The sequence below is a fragment of the Methylocapsa sp. D3K7 genome, assembly GCF_029855125.1.
GTDB lineage: Bacteria > Pseudomonadota > Alphaproteobacteria > Rhizobiales > Beijerinckiaceae > Methylocapsa.
Genome location: NZ_CP123229.1, coordinates 3,301,960 through 3,317,169, shown reverse-complemented (window position 1 = coordinate 3,317,169; position 15,210 = coordinate 3,301,960). Strand labels below are relative to the sequence as shown.

The 15,210-nt window shown below is 57.9% G+C and carries 14 protein-coding genes; 11 read left to right on the top strand and 3 right to left on the bottom strand.

What is annotated here, in order from left to right:
* Positions 1 to 68: 68 nt before the first annotated feature.
* Positions 69 to 2,432, bottom strand: coding sequence for a phosphoketolase family protein (locus tag QEV83_RS15680; protein ID WP_280128617.1), 2,364 nt, complete (start codon positions 2,430 to 2,432; stop codon positions 69 to 71).
* A 422-nt stretch (positions 2,433 to 2,854) separates the two neighbouring features.
* Here QEV83_RS15680 and egtB point away from each other — a divergent pair, with 422 nt between their 5' ends.
* Both egtB and egtD read left to right on the top strand, forming a co-directional pair.
* Positions 2,855 to 4,153 (top strand): ergothioneine biosynthesis protein EgtB, encoded by a 1,299-nt coding sequence (egtB, locus tag QEV83_RS15675; protein WP_280128616.1) that lies wholly within the window; start codon positions 2,855 to 2,857, stop codon positions 4,151 to 4,153.
* Positions 4,153 to 5,124 carry an L-histidine N(alpha)-methyltransferase gene (gene egtD, locus QEV83_RS15670; RefSeq protein WP_280131103.1) on the top strand — a complete coding sequence of 324 codons (972 nt, stop codon included), beginning with the start codon at positions 4,153 to 4,155 and terminating at the stop codon, positions 5,122 to 5,124. Before egtB ends, egtD begins: the two co-directional genes overlap by 1 nt.
* 23 nt (positions 5,125 to 5,147) lie before the next feature.
* Here the strand turns inward: egtD and QEV83_RS15665 are convergent, their stop codons facing one another.
* Positions 5,148 to 6,347 carry a glycosyltransferase gene (locus tag QEV83_RS15665; RefSeq protein ID WP_280128615.1) on the bottom strand — a complete coding sequence of 400 codons (1,200 nt, stop codon included), beginning with the start codon at positions 6,345 to 6,347 and terminating at the stop codon, positions 5,148 to 5,150.
* 151 nt (positions 6,348 to 6,498) lie between these two features.
* On the opposite strand from QEV83_RS15665, the gene QEV83_RS15660 reads away from it, so the two are divergent.
* Positions 6,499 to 7,269 carry an outer-membrane lipoprotein carrier protein LolA gene (locus tag QEV83_RS15660; RefSeq protein ID WP_280128614.1) on the top strand — a complete coding sequence of 257 codons (771 nt, stop codon included), beginning with the start codon at positions 6,499 to 6,501 and terminating at the stop codon, positions 7,267 to 7,269.
* A 423-nt stretch (positions 7,270 to 7,692) separates the two neighbouring features.
* The gene (xth, locus tag QEV83_RS15655; RefSeq protein ID WP_280128613.1) at positions 7,693 to 8,514 is read left to right on the top strand and encodes an exodeoxyribonuclease III; all 822 of its coding nucleotides are present in this window, start codon (positions 7,693 to 7,695) and stop codon (positions 8,512 to 8,514) included.
* Positions 8,515 to 8,551: 37 nt separating this feature from the next.
* Here xth and QEV83_RS15650 read toward each other — a convergent pair whose 3' ends face one another.
* Positions 8,552 to 8,830: a hypothetical protein gene (locus tag QEV83_RS15650; protein ID WP_280128612.1), complete on the bottom strand. Its 279-nt coding sequence runs from the start codon at positions 8,828 to 8,830 to the stop codon at positions 8,552 to 8,554.
* 179 nt (positions 8,831 to 9,009) lie between these two features.
* Between QEV83_RS15650 and QEV83_RS15645 the strand changes: the two genes are divergently transcribed.
* The 7 genes from QEV83_RS15645 to raiA all read left to right on the top strand — a co-directional run bounded on the left by QEV83_RS15645 (position 9,010) and on the right by raiA (position 15,197).
* Entirely contained in the window at positions 9,010 to 9,624 is a 615-nt protein-coding gene (locus tag QEV83_RS15645) for a ribonuclease H-like domain-containing protein (RefSeq protein ID WP_280128611.1), read from the top strand.
* A 258-nt stretch (positions 9,625 to 9,882) separates the two neighbouring features.
* Positions 9,883 to 10,674: an LPS export ABC transporter periplasmic protein LptC gene (gene lptC, locus QEV83_RS15640; RefSeq protein ID WP_280128610.1), complete on the top strand. Its 792-nt coding sequence runs from the start codon at positions 9,883 to 9,885 to the stop codon at positions 10,672 to 10,674.
* Entirely contained in the window at positions 10,671 to 11,270 is a 600-nt protein-coding gene (locus QEV83_RS15635; protein ID WP_280128609.1) for an LptA/OstA family protein, read from the top strand. Before lptC ends, QEV83_RS15635 begins: the two co-directional genes overlap by 4 nt.
* 102 nt (positions 11,271 to 11,372) lie before the next feature.
* Positions 11,373 to 12,320 (top strand): LPS export ABC transporter ATP-binding protein, encoded by a 948-nt coding sequence (gene lptB, locus QEV83_RS15630; protein WP_280128608.1) that lies wholly within the window; start codon positions 11,373 to 11,375, stop codon positions 12,318 to 12,320.
* A gap of 279 nt (positions 12,321 to 12,599) precedes the next feature.
* Complete coding sequence (gene rpoN / locus QEV83_RS15625) at positions 12,600 to 14,159, top strand: RNA polymerase factor sigma-54 (protein WP_280128607.1); 1,560 nt, start codon at positions 12,600 to 12,602, stop codon at positions 14,157 to 14,159.
* Between the two features lie 193 nt (positions 14,160 to 14,352).
* On the top strand, positions 14,353 to 14,610 hold the full coding sequence (locus tag QEV83_RS15620; protein WP_280128606.1) for a hypothetical protein: 258 nt from the start codon (positions 14,353 to 14,355) through the stop codon (positions 14,608 to 14,610).
* Complete coding sequence (raiA, locus tag QEV83_RS15615) at positions 14,607 to 15,197, top strand: ribosome-associated translation inhibitor RaiA (RefSeq protein WP_280128605.1); 591 nt, start codon at positions 14,607 to 14,609, stop codon at positions 15,195 to 15,197. The genes QEV83_RS15620 and raiA overlap by 4 nt, the downstream gene beginning before the upstream one ends.
* Positions 15,198 to 15,210: the final 13 nt, after the last annotated feature.

Genomic DNA, 15,210 nt, shown 5'->3' with positions numbered 1-15,210 from the left:
TCGCCAAACGTTTCACGTGAAACATTTTGGTACGATTGAAAGCCAGTTTCGGACAAACCCGAGCGTTCTCACAAGTTCCAGCGCCAGTCGCGAACCTCCGGCATGTCGTCGCCATGCTCGCTGATATAGAGCTTATGCCGCTCCATCGTTGCCCAATACCGGGCCTCCGCCGTCCCGACCTGATCGCTGAGCCTTGGAATACGCCGAATCGCATCCAGTGCGAGCTGATAGCGATCGAGATTGTTTAAGACGACCATATCGAAGGGAGTCGTGGTGGTCCCCTCTTCTTTGTAGCCGCGCACATGAATATTGTCATGATTGCGCCGCCGGTAGGTCAGCTTGTGAATCATCGCCGGGTAGCCATGGTAAGCGAAGATCACCGGCTTACCGGTTGTGAACAGCTCGTTAAAATCCCGGTCTTCCAAACCATGCGGGTGCTCGGATTGAGGCTGCAAGACCATCAGATCCACGACATTGACGACCCGGACGCGGATGTCCGGCACATAGCTGCGTAAAAGTGTAACGGCGGCCAGCGTCTCGAGGGTAGGAACATCGCCCGCGCAGGCCATGACGACGTCGGGATCGCCGTCATCGTTGCTGGCCCAGTGCCAGACACCCGCACCGATCGTGCAGTGCTGAACGGCCGACTCGATGTCGAGCCATTGCCATGCCGGTTGTTTGCCCGCAACAATCAAATTGACGTAGTTGCGGCTACGAAAACAGTGGTCGGCGACCGACAACAGGCAATTGGCGTCGGGCGGCAGATAGATGCGCACGACATCGGCTTTCTTATTCGCGATATGATCGATGAAGCCGGGATCCTGATGGGAAAAGCCATTGTGATCTTGCCGCCAGACATGCGAGGTGAGCAAATAATTCAATGACGCAATCGGCTTGCGCCATGGAATTTTGCGGGTGGTTTTCAACCATTTGGCGTGCTGATTGAACATCGAGTCGATGATGTGGATGAAGGCCTCGTAACAGGAGAACAGACCGTGGCGGCCGGTGAGAAGATAGCCTTCGAGCCAGCCCTCGCAGAGATGCTCGCTCAAAACCTCCATGACGCGGCCTTTGACGCTGAGATTAATATCGACCGCTTCGACCTCGGCCATCCATTCCTTGCCCGAAATTTCAAAGACGGCGCTCAAGCGGTTCGACGCGGTCTCGTCCGGCCCGAACAGCCGGAAATTCTTTTTGTCGAGATTGAGTTTCATCACATCGCGTAAATAGCTTCCGAGGACCCGCGTCGCCTCCATTTCGATACAGCCGGGGTGAGGCACCACCACGGCATAATCGCGGAAGTGGGGCATCGAAAGCGGCTGCAGCAACTCGCCACCATTGGCGTGCGGGTTCGAACCCATGCGGCGATGGCCCGTTGGTGCGAGCGCCGCAATGTCCTCACGCAATTTGCCATGCGCGTCGAAGAGTTCACGCGGCCGGTAGCTCAACATCCAATCTTCGAGCAGCTTGATGTGCTCCGGGTTCGTAAACTTGGCGATCGGAACTTGATGCGCGCGCCATGTCCCTTCGACGGGCTCGCCGTCGACGAATTTCGGTCCGGTCCAACCCTTGGGCGTGCGGAACACAATCATCGGCCAGCGCGGGCGCTCGACGTCTTCGCTCTCCGGATCCAACCGTGCCTTAGCCTGAATTTCGTGGACCCGCGCAAGAATACGATCAAGCGTCCCGGCGAGAGACTGATGCACGGCCATCGGTTCGTCGCCCTCGACAAAATGGGGATCATAGCCGTAGCCCCACATGAGTTCCGTGAGTTCTTGCCGGCTGATGCGGGCCAGCACGGTGGGATTGGCAATCTTGAACCCGTTGAGATGAAGGATCGGAAGAACAGCACCATCGCGCGCGGGGTTCAAAAATTTGTTGGAGTGCCAGCTGGTCGCCAGTGCCCCGGTTTCCGCCTCGCCATCGCCGATAACACAGGCAACGATCAGATCTGGATTGTCGAAAGCCGCGCCATAGGCATGCGCCAAGGAATAACCGAGCTCACCTCCTTCATGGATGGAGCCGGGTGTTTCCGGCGATACATGGCTTGGAACTCCATAGGGCCAGGAGAACTGCCGGAAGAGCCGCTGCAAACCGTTGCGGCTGCGCTCAATCGCCGGATAAAATTCCGTGTAGGTTCCTTCAAGATATGTCTGCGCCACGATCCCTGGGCCGCCGTGACCGGGACCGATGACGTAAATCATGTTCAAATCGTTGTCTTTGATCAGCCGGTTGAGATGCACATAAAGAAAATTTAGCCCCGGCGTGGTGCCCCAATGCCCCAGCAAACGGGGTTTGATATGTTCATGCCTGAGCGGGGATTCGAGCAGCGGATTGTCCTGCAGATAGATTTGCCCGACCGAGATGTAATTTGCCGCGCGCCAATAGGCGTGCATTTTCTCGAGGAGTTCAGGTGACAGAGATTCTGGCATGGGGTCTCCTGCTTGCTCTTCGCGGCGCACCCCAACCGGAATTAGGACAACGGCAAATTGTCAAGCCGCGCGCTATCGGCTGTCCAAAATTACCGATTTTCTGCTGTTCTGCGTGCCACTGGACATACGCTATGAGTTCTCAGACCTGCCAATCGTATCCAAACGTTTCACGTAGAACGTTTGGGCATGATTGTAGCAGTTATTTGATCAAATTTATGGAGATACATCAGCTGAAGCGGTGCGGAACCCAATTGCCTTCCCCGCGTTATCAACTGGTCCTTTCGATGGACACGGTTTTGCCGCGAGTTATCCCATCATAGCATTTCTGCATTGAAACAACAGCCAAGCGCTTTAACCCAGTCACGCCAAAGTTGTTTATTCTAAAATTGCTGTCGGGACGCTTGGCGGCATGGGAGGTAGTTATGGCGCAATCGTCCGCGATCACTTCGTCGATTTTGCCGCTACCCCAAACCCGTGCGATATGGTCCCGGCTTTCCGAAAGCCGTCAGCTTTCTTTGCGCCTTGTACAGCCTCTGAGTGCCGAGGACATGACCGTCCAGGCCATGGATGACGCCAGCCCGGCGAAGTGGCACCTCGCCCACACCACTTGGTTCTTCGAGACCTTCATTCTTTCGAGGCACCTTGAGGGCTATGAGATTTTCGATCCGGCCTTCAATTTTTGCTTCAACTCCTATTATGAAACGCACGGCCCGCGCCAGCCGCGGCCACAACGCGGGCTTCTCACACGGCCGGGCTGCGAGCAGATTTTCGCTTATCGCGCCCATGTCGACGCAGGACTCGAGAAGCTTGTCGAACGCGGCATTGAAGCCGGATCGGAACTGGCGCGTCTTCTCGAACTTGGCATCAATCATGAGCAGCAGCATCAGGAGTTGCTCCTCACAGATGTTCTTGCGCTCTTTGCCGCTAATCCGTTGCGTCCGGCTTATCTTGCACCGCGTCCACGCCAGGATCGCGGCGAGCCAGAGCCGTTGCGCTGGATCGGCTTTACGGGCGGCATCCATCAGATCGGCCACGGCGGCGAAAGTTTTGCGTGGGACAATGAAACGCCGCGCCATGGCGAGCTGATCCATCCATACCGTCTCGCCGACCGCCTCGTTACCAACGCCGAATGGCTCGCCTTCATCGGGGACGGCGGCTATCGCACGGCTTCCCTCTGGCTTGCCGATGGCTGGACAATCGTCAACCGGGAAGGCTGGCGGGCGCCCCTTTATTGGGAGGAGCGCGACGGAGAGTGGCTGGCCATGTCGCTCGAAGGCTTGCGTCCCCTCGATTGCGCCGCGCCCGTTGCGCATGTGAGTTATTACGAGGCCGACGCCTTTGCCCGCTGGGCGGGTCACCGGCTGCCCACCGAGTTCGAGTGGGAACTGGCCGTGCGGGGCTTGCCCGCGACAGGCAACACGCTCGCTTCGAATGCGCTGCGGCCGCTGCCGGCTCCCGCAAGCAATGACACGCGGCCCAGGCAAATGTTCGGCGACGTTTGGGAATGGACGGGGAGTGCCTATCTGCCCTACCCTGGGTATCGCGCGCCTTCAGGGGCGCTGGGCGAATACAATGGCAAGTTCATGGTCGGCCAGCATGTCCTGCGCGGCGGCTCCTGCGTGACGCCGGAAGGGCACGTGCGTGCCACCTATCGAAACTTTTTTTATCCTCACCAGCGCTGGCAATTCATGGGACTGCGCCTCGCCTCGGAGATCGCATGATGTGGATGGACACCAAAGCCCGGCTTCTGCCCGACGTCATCACTGGCCCGGATCAAGACTTCGCGGCGAGCGTGATCGACGGACTGTCGCTTCCCCGCAAGAGTCTACCATGCCGCTTTTTCTATGACGCGCGCGGCAGCGAGTTGTTCGAAGAGATTACGCGGCTGCCGGAATATTATCCGACAAGAGCCGAGATCGCGATCCTCGAAACCTATGCAGCTGAGATGGCTGGGAACACGGTCGAGAACGCGGTTCTCGTCGAGTTAGGATCCGGTTCAAGCCGCAAGACCGAGATTTTGCTTGGCAGTTTGCGCGGATTGGCGGCTTATGTGCCGATTGACGTTTCCCAAAGCGCCCTCGCTGAGGCGAAGCAGCGGCTTTCCGGGAGCTTCCCTACGCTTCCCGTGCGCCCGATCATTGGCGATTTTTCACAGCGGCTCGCGTTACCAGAAGATCTTGCCAGCGCGGAAAAGCTCGGATTTTTTCCCGGTTCGACCATCGGCAATTTTCCCCCGCCTGCCGCAAGCGCGCTGCTTGCCGCGATGCGGGAATTGCTGTCGCCGGACGGGCGGCTTATTGTTGGCGTTGATCTGAAGAAGGATGCCCGCGCGCTTGTGCAAGCCTACAACGACGCGCAGGGCGTGACCGCGGACTTCAATCTCAATCTTTTGGCGCGTGTCAATCGCGAGCTGGACGGCTCATTCGATCTCGCATGCTTCCGCCATGAAGCGATATACAATCCCCGCGAGGGCCGCATCGAGATGCATCTTGTCAGCTGCAAAGATCAAGCGGCAAGCGTGCGGGGCCGCTGGTTTTGGTTTCACGCCGGAGAAACCATCCACACCGAGAACTCCTACAAATATACGATCGGCCAATTTCAAGAACTCGCGCGCACAGCGGGCTGGCACAGGGGCCGCGTTTGGACCGACGCGGGAAAACTCTTCAGCGTGCATGAATTGGTTGTTGGTTGAAGCGTTGCTTCCTATTCACGAAGCTATCGAATCAGCGGTTGCCCAGCGGCCACAAACATTTCCGCGGCCAGATATCCGTCTATCATTCGATCGGCGGTGAATTTTTCAAGATGTTGTGTCAGAGCACCCTTGTCGATATCCGGTGCGCTTTTTAGCACAAACGACATGGCCTCAGTCAGCGCCGCGACATCGTCCACTGGCACAAGCGTGCCAAAGCGTCCGTGCGCCAAGACTTCGCGAGGCCCGGAGGGGCAATCGGTACTGACAATTGGAACGCCCGCAAGCAACGCCTCGATCAGCACCAGCGCTTGTCCTTCGCAGCGTGACGGAAGAACGAATAGGTCGCTTTTGGCAAACCAGGCGATTGGTTCTGTAACAGTCCCCGGCAGCAATACATCTGCGGCCACGCCGAGCCGACGTGCAAGCGCCAACAGAGCCTCGTGCTCTTCGCCTTCGCCCAAAATCACCAGCCGCACCGGCATCGCCCGGCGCAATTCGGCAAAGGCGCGCAGTAAAGTGTCTTGTGCTTTCTGCTGTGTCAGCCGGCCGCAAGTCACGATGACTGGAACCGTCTTCTCCAGCAGCCACGCCTCCTCGACCTGTTGTTGCGCCTGGGACGCAAGCCCCGGATAGTCGAGACCATTGTAAATGACTTGGATGGATGGCCCGAACGGCGACAGCAGCCGGCGTGCAGTTTGCGCCGCACCCTCCGAAACGGCAACAACTCGGGGAGTCAGACGATAAAGGATGGCCACCAAGCAAATCAGCAGCCAGCGGCGTAAGCGGTGTCGCGGGTTGTGATGAATCGCAGCGTAAGCGATAAGATCAATCTGAATACACGGCACGATTCTGCGGTAGCCGGACAGCAGACCGCCGGCAATTACCAAAAGCGAGGGTTTTTCCAGATGAGGGAAAATAATTGCAGGTTGTTTCTGCCGCAGATATCGCATGAGGGAAGCTATGACTTGGATTGTGTTGGGTCTTCGCCCAGCTGACAAGTCTATCCTCGAGACCTTTGGCGACACATCTTTGAGATAGAACCCTGCTGCTTGCCACGTGAGCAAATCGACAAAATAGCCCCTCTCGGCAAGGCCATTGGCGAGGACGACCGCGGCTTTTTCTGCGCCGCCACTGCCCAAATGGGCGATGACGATCCCGATCCGCAGTGCTGGCGACGGGGCTGCGTCCTGCTCTGAGAGTGATTTCAAAGAGATAGCCGGCATCTGGACTTCCTCTGCCGGATTTCGCAGGTTGCGGGCGCGCAATACCAGGACCTCTCCAACTCCCCGGATCGTTACGGTCTGTCTAGCGCATGATGGTAAAAAGGTGCAGAGTTAAGAGATCGCGGGAGAAAACAACGTGATAAGACCTTGAATGATCGTATTTGATGGGATCAGGGTCTATTTGCGCAGATTCTCACGAATCAAGGCGGGCCATATGAAGCGGACGGTATTTATTATTGTATTTTCTGTCGTTCTCGCCGGAGTGGCACCGCTTCAGGCGGACCCTTCCGCTGGTAATCCCAAACCGGCCAAGCCAGCGGCGGCCATTGCCAAGCCGGCGGCTGCGCCGGTCAAAGCGCCGCCCCCATTTGTTCCAATGGAACCTCTGGCCGCCATCCAAAAGGCCAATGCCTATTTCAATTCCGCCACGACGATGAGCGGCGATTTCGTGCAAATCGGCCCGGACGGCCGACGCTCGGAAGGCAAGATCTTCGTCCAAAGGCCCGGCAGGTTGCGCTTTGAATATGCGGCACCCTCAACGCTCGAGATCGTTGCCGACGGCCTTTCGGTGGCGGTGCATGACCGCAAGACCGCGACGAAGGACATTTACTTTATCAGTCAGACGCCGCTGAAATTTCTGCTCAAGGACCAGGTCGATCTCAGCCGCGACGTTAAGGTCATCGATGTGAAGAGCGAGCCCGAAGCGGTCACCATTCTCGTCGAGGACAAAGCGACATTCGGCGGAACCTCGCAAATCAAGCTGCTCTTTGATCCGGCGAAATTTACCCTCAAACAGTGGCAAGTCATCGATCCGCAAGGTTATGAGACGCTGGTCTCGCTGTTCAATATCGATCTGACCAAAAAGCCTGATCCAAATCTGTTCCAGATCACCCAGGAAAGACTCCTGAACACAAATAATTGAGGAAGACGGCGAAAAGATCCTCCGGCATTCGCCCGCACTCCGAAATTAGATATTTTTCAATCATTTGGAAGATTTTGAAGAGCCAAAACAAACATTCGAGGCCACATTTCCCGGCGGGCGGGGGCTGCGGGACGGGTTGAAACGCGGTGGCGACAGTTTATGTTACCTGGATGTGAGCGAAGCAGGTCATCAGGCGTACCCCCCCGTTCCGCCTGGATCTTAAAGTTACCGGACCCCTCCCGGTGATGTCTCGCTCCTAAGGGCGTCTGGCCATTGGCCGGGCGCCCTTTTTTTTCGCGGAACGTGGTCCAATGAGTCCGCGGGTCTCCGCACCCATAAATAGCTGTGGGGCTTTGGCTGCCGCGCTTGCGGCAGGGGTCATTGCGTGATCAATCGGGCGCACTGGTTCCAACGGAGTCGTGCGTGCGTCTCACCCTTGCCACCTGGAATATTAATTCTGTCCGTTTGCGAATCGATCTTGTTGCCCGCTTCTTGAGCGAAGCGGCGCCCGATGTTCTTTGCCTTCAGGAGACGAAATGCAGGGACAGCGAGTTTCCCCTGACCGCGTTCCATAAGCTCGGGTATCCGCATGTCGCCATCAATGGCCAGAAGGGCTATCACGGGGTTGCGGTCGCCTCAAAAATTCCGTTTCAGCTTATCGACCGCCGTTCCTTTTGTGAAAAAGGCGATGCGCGCCATATCGCCATAGCTTTGGCTCCCCCGGGCGTAGGCGGCAAATTGATTGCATTGCATAATTTCTATGTACCAGCAGGGGGTGACGAGCCAGATCCCGCGATCAATCCGAAGTTCGCCCATAAGCTCCAGTTTCTAGACGAAATGGCGGCCTGGACGGGCTCCTGCAAGGTTGCGGCGGGCAACTCCGTCATGGTGGGGGATTTCAATATTGCGCCGCTCGAAACAGATGTCTGGAATCACAAGGCTCTGTTGAAGGTCGTGAGCCACACGCCTGTGGAAGTCGATAAGCTTAATTTTCTGCGCGAAGCGGGACCGTGGGTTGACGCGATCCGTCATTTTGTTGCGCCCGAGGAACGCCTCTATACCTGGTGGAGCTACCGCGCGCGGGATTGGGAAAAATCGGACCGGGGCCGCAGGCTCGACCATATCTGGGTCAGCGAAAGCCTCAAGCCCTGCCTGGAGGGTGCGCGCGTTCTTCGCGATAGCCGAAACTGGGAGCGGCCGTCCGATCATGTGCCGGTGCTGGCCGATTTTCGTCTTTTGACATGAGAATGGCGCCGCTTCATCGGCGCCAGGTGCCATGATATCAGTAGTGATGGTAGTGATGATACCCGCGGCGATGGTAGCGGTACCGGTGATGGTAATACGCCGAACGGTGCGCGTAGCCCGGGTCGACGCCAAGCGCGCCATTCACACCGCCGACCGCACCCCCCACAGCGCCCCCGACAATTCCGCCAACAGGGCCAGCGGCGTAGCTGCCTTCCGCCGCGCCGCGCTGCATTCCGCCGAAAACGCCCTGAGCATGAGCGGCGACTGGCGCGGCGAGCAGGGCCGCGACCACGGCTATTCCAAATTTCTTCCTCATCCTTGTTTCTCCATCTTGTCCGCGACTTGTGGCTAACCACGGCCTTGCCGGGAAGTTCCCTTAACTTAGATCTCCGGAAATTTTGATCGTGGCAGATCGAAGAAATTTCTGTTGGGCCTGTGCGGGTGGAAGGCCCAATGCAGCTTGCTAAGTTTGCCTGCCAGTGATAGGCGCGCCCAATGAGCATCACATTTCATAAGGGCGACCTGCCGGACGATGCCGATTTCGGCGATTGCGTGGCGATCGACACCGAGACCCAAGGTCTCGTTCTGCATCGCGACCGGCTTTGCGTGGTCCAATTGTCGCGCGGCGATGGGTCCGCCGATGTCGTTCAAATCGCGGCGGGGCAGACGCGGGCAAAAAATATCGAACGGCTTCTGGCCGACCCGAACGTCACCAAACTGTTCCATTACGCGCGCTTCGATGTCGCGGTTCTGTTCAAGACCTTCGGCGTCATGGCGGCGCCCATTTACTGCACGAAAATCGCCTCCAAGCTCGTGCGAACCTACACCGACCGGCATGGCTTGAAGGATTTGACCCGAGAATTGCTCGGTGTGGACTTGTCAAAACAGCAGCAATGTTCCGATTGGGGCGGCGACACGTTGTCGGAGGCTCAGCTTTCCTATGCGGCGTCCGACGTGTTGTATTTGCATGCTTTGCGTCTGCGCCTCGACGTCATGCTGCAACGCGAAAACCGCGCCCGCATTGCCAAGGCTTGTTTCGATTTCCTGCCGGAACGTGCACGCCTCGACCTCATGGGGTGGGCGGATGCGGATATATTCTCGCATGAATAGCCATGCTTTGGCTTATACCTGCCATGACTTTGCCTTGCTTGCTTGCTGTTTGAACAAACGTGGCACGGCGAGCCGCGGGCGCCATCTCAAGGCCGTCTCGCCAAATTATTAATATCTTTGAAGGATTTTCTAAACCTGCGTTTCATGGCCGATCGTGGCTTAAGGTATTGACCGCAGTTGGAGCTTGATAGTTTGTCTCAGTCTGAAGCCCTGCAAACAAGGAAGCCGTCAGATGTTCCTGGCAGACGGGCGATTCCCTTGAGTGGCACGGGACAGCTTGCGGTGGCCAACCCGGGCCGGGCGGATAGCCGCGCCGCTCGCGACGCTGCCGGCGGCGCTGATCCCGGCTCGCGAAACAATCAGAGCTTCGGCGCGGCGGGATTCGACATGAGCCCGGCGCGTTCACGGGGCGGCTTCAAGGCGGCCAGCCAGCACACGGTGCGCGTGCGCTGGTTTCGCCGCGTCGCGATCACCGGATCGCTCCTCGCGGTCGTGCTCATTCCGGCGGCCGTCCTGCTCAACCCCTTGCGGCGCCTGCCGGTCGATATTTCGATCGGCAAGGTTGGCGTCGATGGCACCAAAATCACCGTCGAGTCGCCGAAAATCACCGGTGTCCAGAAGAATGGCCATCCCTTCGAAATCAGGGCGCGATCCGGAATCCAGGACATCGCGGTGCCGAACATCACCGAACTTCTCGACATCGATTCCAAGATTGGCGCGGCGGACGCCTCGACGACATGGGTGCGCGCCGCACGGGGGGTCTACGACAATCTGCACGACAAAATGACGCTGGAAGGCAACGTTCAAATCAAAAATAGCTCTGGTTACGATATCCGTTTGAAGACTGCGCGGATCGATTTCAAGACGGGCGGTCTCGTTTCCGACGGCCCTGTCAAGGTCAATCTGGCCGGGGGAACCGTCGCCGCACAGCAGCTGGATGTCAGCGACAATGGCCACAAGGTTTCGTTCGGCGGCGATGTCAATTCGGTCATTGATTCGGGGGCGGACGAGCCTGTGCCAGGCAATGACTCAACGGACTCCCTGAGGTGAGCAGCCGCGGGTGTTGCTGTCTGCTCGCTCTCGCCTTTCTCGTGACAGCCCTCCCGGTGTTTCCGGCGGTTGCGGAAAAGCCGCATTCGGGCGCAGTCTTACCGGGCGGCGATTCCAAGGAGCCGGTCAACATCGACGCCGCCAAACTCGATTATTTCGATAAGGAGCAGAAGCTTGTCTACACCGGGAATGTCGTCGCGACGCAAGGACAGAGCAAATTGGAGGCGACGACACTTGTCATTTATTTAACTCCAAAGGATGCGTCGGCCGCAGCCGGAGCGCCGTCCTCGTCAAGCCAGGTCCGCCGCATGGAAGCAGCGGGTCCCGTGACCATCATTTCCAAGGATCAGATTGGCACCGGCGACAGCGGCATCTACGAAAAATCCGAAAACAAGGTCTATCTCATCGGCAATGTGACCTTGACGCAGGGCCCGAACGTGACCAAGGGCGACAAATTAATATACGACTTGACAACCAAGCAAGCCGCGGTCACCGGGCGCGTCCGCAGCATGTTTTTGCCAAACGGCGGCACTGGAGAGGCGAAAGAAAAGCGGCCGGCCCCCGCGAAACCCGGGCAAGAACCAAAAACGCAATGAGAATTGGTTGCGCGCTGCGGCAATCGGGTGGAAATTTCATGAGTCGTAAATGGGAGCTGGAGCAGCTACGGTCGGTGCCGCTTTGACGAGGATCGTTGCGTCTTGTACTCCGCGTCCCTGTTGTGTCCCCTCGTCACCGCGTGGCCGCGCGTCGTATTCCAGCTGGAAGGGGCGCCACGAATGGCGGTTCCGGCGCTGGATCAGAGGATAATGGAAGCAGATCAGGATATCGTGGACCTTGACACCGCCGCACGGCGCGGGATGCCTGGCGCTGGCCCCGAAAAGGCGAAAGAGATGACCCGGAGCCGTGAAGCGGACCCTGCGGCGCATGGGGTGCTCGCGGTGCATCATTTGCGTAAAGCCTACAAGGCTCGCCAGATCGTCCAAGATGTCAGCATGAGAGTCGGACGCGGCGAGGTGGTTGGCCTCCTTGGCCCGAACGGCGCCGGCAAGACCACGCTCTTTTACATGATCACGGGCTTGATCCGGCCCGACGGCGGGCTCATTGAACTTGATGGTCACGACGTGACCCGGCTGCCCATGTACCGGCGGGCCCGCCTTGGGATCGGCTATCTGCCGCAAGAGGCCTCGATTTTCCGCGGCCTCAACGTCGAGGACAATATTCGCGCCGTCCTCGAAATCATCGAATCCGACAAACGCAAACGCGCCAGCGAACTCGAAGCCCTTCTCGAAGAGTTCGACATCAAGCGCTTGCGCAAAACGCCCTCGATCGCGCTTTCCGGCGGCGAGCGGCGCCGCTGCGAAATCGCCCGCGCTTTGGCCGGCCGTCCATCCTTCATGCTGCTTGACGAACCCTTCGCCGGAATCGATCCGATAGCGGTGGGTGACATTCAACTTCTGGTCCAACACCTGAAACGACGCGGGATCGGCGTTCTCATCACCGATCACAATGTCCGGGAAACTCTCGGAATGATCGATCGTGCCTACATCATCCATAGCGGCCGGGTCTTGGTCGAAGGCACTCCCGCCGATATTGTCGAAGATCCCAACGTGCGTCGCTTTTATCTCGGCGAAGGCTTCCGTCTTTGACGGCGCAGTGTCGGTTGATCTGAAGGATTCCGGACCATTAATTTCCGCGCTGGTGCGGAGTATCAGGCTTCAGTCTTCCCCGCAGACGCCGGTAAACCACATTTAAAACAATGAGATAAGGCCTAAGGGGGAGGGACCCCGAGGTCAGCGGTGCCTTGCATTGGCACCGGTAGACGCCGTACAAATCTGTGCTATACCTTGAATTTATGCAAGAAACGGGCCGACGAAGGCCATTTTCGCCTCCCGTGCCGGGGCGTTTGTTTGAGGGTTCGCGTAATCATGGCGCTTTCCACAAAGCTTGTCATGCGGCAGAGCCAGTCCTTGGTCATGACGCCGCAACTCCTGCAAGCCATCAAGCTGCTGCAATTTTCCAATCTCGAATTGACCGCGTTTGTTGAGCAAGAACTCGAACGCAACCCGTTGCTTGAACGCGCCGACGACGGACCCGAGCCGGAAATCCGCGGCGAGGATGCCGGCGTGGACGGTGGCATTGAGCTTAGCGGGCTTAATGGCGAGGGCTTTGCCGAAGCGGCCGACGGTGACTGGCATCGCGACGACTTGGCGACGGACCGTGGCGCCTTGGAGGCAAGCCTTGGCACCGAATTGTCAAACAGTTTCGATGATGGCCAGCCGCGGGCAACGGTTGAACTGGCCCCCGAACCGGAGGGCTCGGGCCTATCGGCGACGTCTTGGTCCGGGACTTCGGGCGGAAGCGGCGACGGAGAGGCCGCCAACATCGAGGCCTATGTCGCGGCACAGACGAGCCTTAAGGATCATTTGGAAGGCCAATTGACCCTTGCTTCAGCCGACCGGGCGATCCGGATGATCGGGCAAATCTTGATCGATTCAATCGATGAAAATGGCTACTTCACGGGTTCCCTAGACGACATCGCCAATCGCCTTGACACACCGCTCGAGCGCGTGGAAAGCGTCCTCCGCCTCATTCAGGGATTTGATCCGTCCGGGGTTGGGGCACGCAATCTCGCCGAATGTCTCGCGATCCAATTGCGTGAGCGCGACCGTTTCGACCCGGCCATGCAAGCGCTCATTGAAAATTTGGATTTGCTCGCCAAACGTGATTTCACGGCGCTCCGTAAGATTTGCAATGTTGAGGAAGAAGATGTCCTCGACATGCTCGGCGAGATCCGGCAGCTTGACCCAAAGCCTGGACGGGCGTTCGGCGGCGGTTCGATCGAAACGATTTTCCCCGATGTCATCGTGCGGCCGCTGCAAGGCGGCTTGTGGCATGTCGAACTGAATACGGATGTGCTTCCCCGTATTTTGGTCAATCAATCCTATGTAGCTCGTGTCGGAAAGGGAAAGGGGAAAGAGTCAGAGCGGAATTTCATTTCCGCTTGCCGCCAATCGGCGAACTGGCTGACGAAAAGTCTTGAGCAAAGGGCTCGCACGATTCTTAAGGTTTCCAGTGAAATCGTCCGCCAACAGGAAGCCTTCTTCTTGCGGGGCGTCGAATATTTACGGCCCCTTGACCTCAAGACGATCGCAGCGGCGGTGGGCGTACATGAATCCACGGTATCGCGTGTCACATCGAACAAATATATGGCGACGCCTCGCGGCCTCTTCGAACTCAAATATTTTTTTACCGCCTCGATCGCGGCAGGGGACGGCGGCGATGCCCATTCGGCGGAATCGGTGCGTTTCCGGATCAAGCAAATGATCGATCAGGAAAATCCCGCACAAATTCTATCCGACGACGCGATCGTCACAAAATTGAAGGCCATCAATATCGACATCGCCAGGCGTACCGTCGCCAAATACCGGGAGAGCCTCAAAATCCCTTCTTCCGTCGAGCGGCGGCGGGAAAAGGCAAGGAGCTGACGATGGCGAGGCTTGGGTGCTGCTGCAGTATGCGGATGCATTCTTAATCAAAGTGCCTATGCTTATTTTGCTGGCCTGTGCCCCATACTGGAGCTTGCCAAGCAAGCCGCAGAGAGTTTCCCGGGTGATTGACTCATGGGGGAGAGCCTCCTAACCCTTCGATTGTCCGGCGGCCACCAGGGTGGCGGGCGGGATGTTTCAATGGCATGGTGAAGGCTCTGTACCGGATTTCGCGATGCCAGCTCCGCTTATGGTACATTTTTTGAATTTTCCCGCTTATATTCCCTTTGAGATCGGCAATACCGATATTTCAAATCTGGAACTGTTGGCCGTAGCTGCCGGGCAACGGGATAGCCGCGTAAAATTTGCCAGATATTTGGTGGATTTGCGCCAACGGCGTTTGCACGAACGATATGCAAAAAGGCCTCCGGCAAAGGAGAGTAGGCGATGACATTGCGAGTTTCGGGCAAGAATTTGGACATCGGCTTGGCTTTTCGGACCCATATTGAAACACGAATCGATTCTGTTTTGAGCAAATACCGGACGGCGATGGTCGCTGGCCATGTCACGGTGGAACCGGAAGGCTCTGGATTTCGGGCCGACTGCACCTTGCACCTCAGCTCCGGCGCAACATTGCAGGCGGACGCTAAGGCACAGGAACCTTATGCCAGCTTCAACCGGGCCGCTGACCTCGTGGAAAATCAGATTCGGCGGCATCGGGATCGGCTCGCGGATCGTCATGGCAGCCCGGCGGCGGATGGCAAGGCCCTGATGAATCACGCGTTAACCGGGGAGGCGCCCTTGGAGGCCCCGGAGTCTTTCCCAACGGACACCGAAAACCCGCTTGATCTTTTCCCGGCTGTCATCGCGGAGCCATCTTCGGGGTTCAGGGAAATGACTGTATCCGGTGCCGCCATGGAGCTCGATTCGACCAACGCCGCGCTTGTGGTCTTTCGTCGCGCTTCCGATGGGCGGACCAATGTCGTATACCGCCGACCTGACGGAAATATCGGTTGGATTGACCCCGGCCGGGAATGAAAAGACCGGAGGC

Coding starts and splice junctions, on each gene's coding strand:
- QEV83_RS15680 (WP_280128617.1), bottom strand. CDS start 2,432: ATGCCAGAATCTCTGTCACCTGAACTCCTCGAGAAAATGCACGCCTAT.
- egtB (WP_280128616.1), top strand. CDS start 2,855: ATGGCGCAATCGTCCGCGATCACTTCGTCGATTTTGCCGCTACCCCAA.
- egtD (WP_280131103.1), top strand. CDS start 4,153: ATGTGGATGGACACCAAAGCCCGGCTTCTGCCCGACGTCATCACTGGC.
- QEV83_RS15665 (WP_280128615.1), bottom strand. CDS start 6,347: ATGCCGGCTATCTCTTTGAAATCACTCTCAGAGCAGGACGCAGCCCCG.
- QEV83_RS15660 (WP_280128614.1), top strand. CDS start 6,499: ATGATCGTATTTGATGGGATCAGGGTCTATTTGCGCAGATTCTCACGA.
- QEV83_RS15650 (WP_280128612.1), bottom strand. CDS start 8,830: ATGAGGAAGAAATTTGGAATAGCCGTGGTCGCGGCCCTGCTCGCCGCG.
- QEV83_RS15645 (WP_280128611.1), top strand. CDS start 9,010: ATGAGCATCACATTTCATAAGGGCGACCTGCCGGACGATGCCGATTTC.
- rpoN (WP_280128607.1), top strand. CDS start 12,600: ATGGCGCTTTCCACAAAGCTTGTCATGCGGCAGAGCCAGTCCTTGGTC.
- QEV83_RS15620 (WP_280128606.1), top strand. CDS start 14,353: ATGTTTCAATGGCATGGTGAAGGCTCTGTACCGGATTTCGCGATGCCA.
- raiA (WP_280128605.1), top strand. CDS start 14,607: ATGACATTGCGAGTTTCGGGCAAGAATTTGGACATCGGCTTGGCTTTT.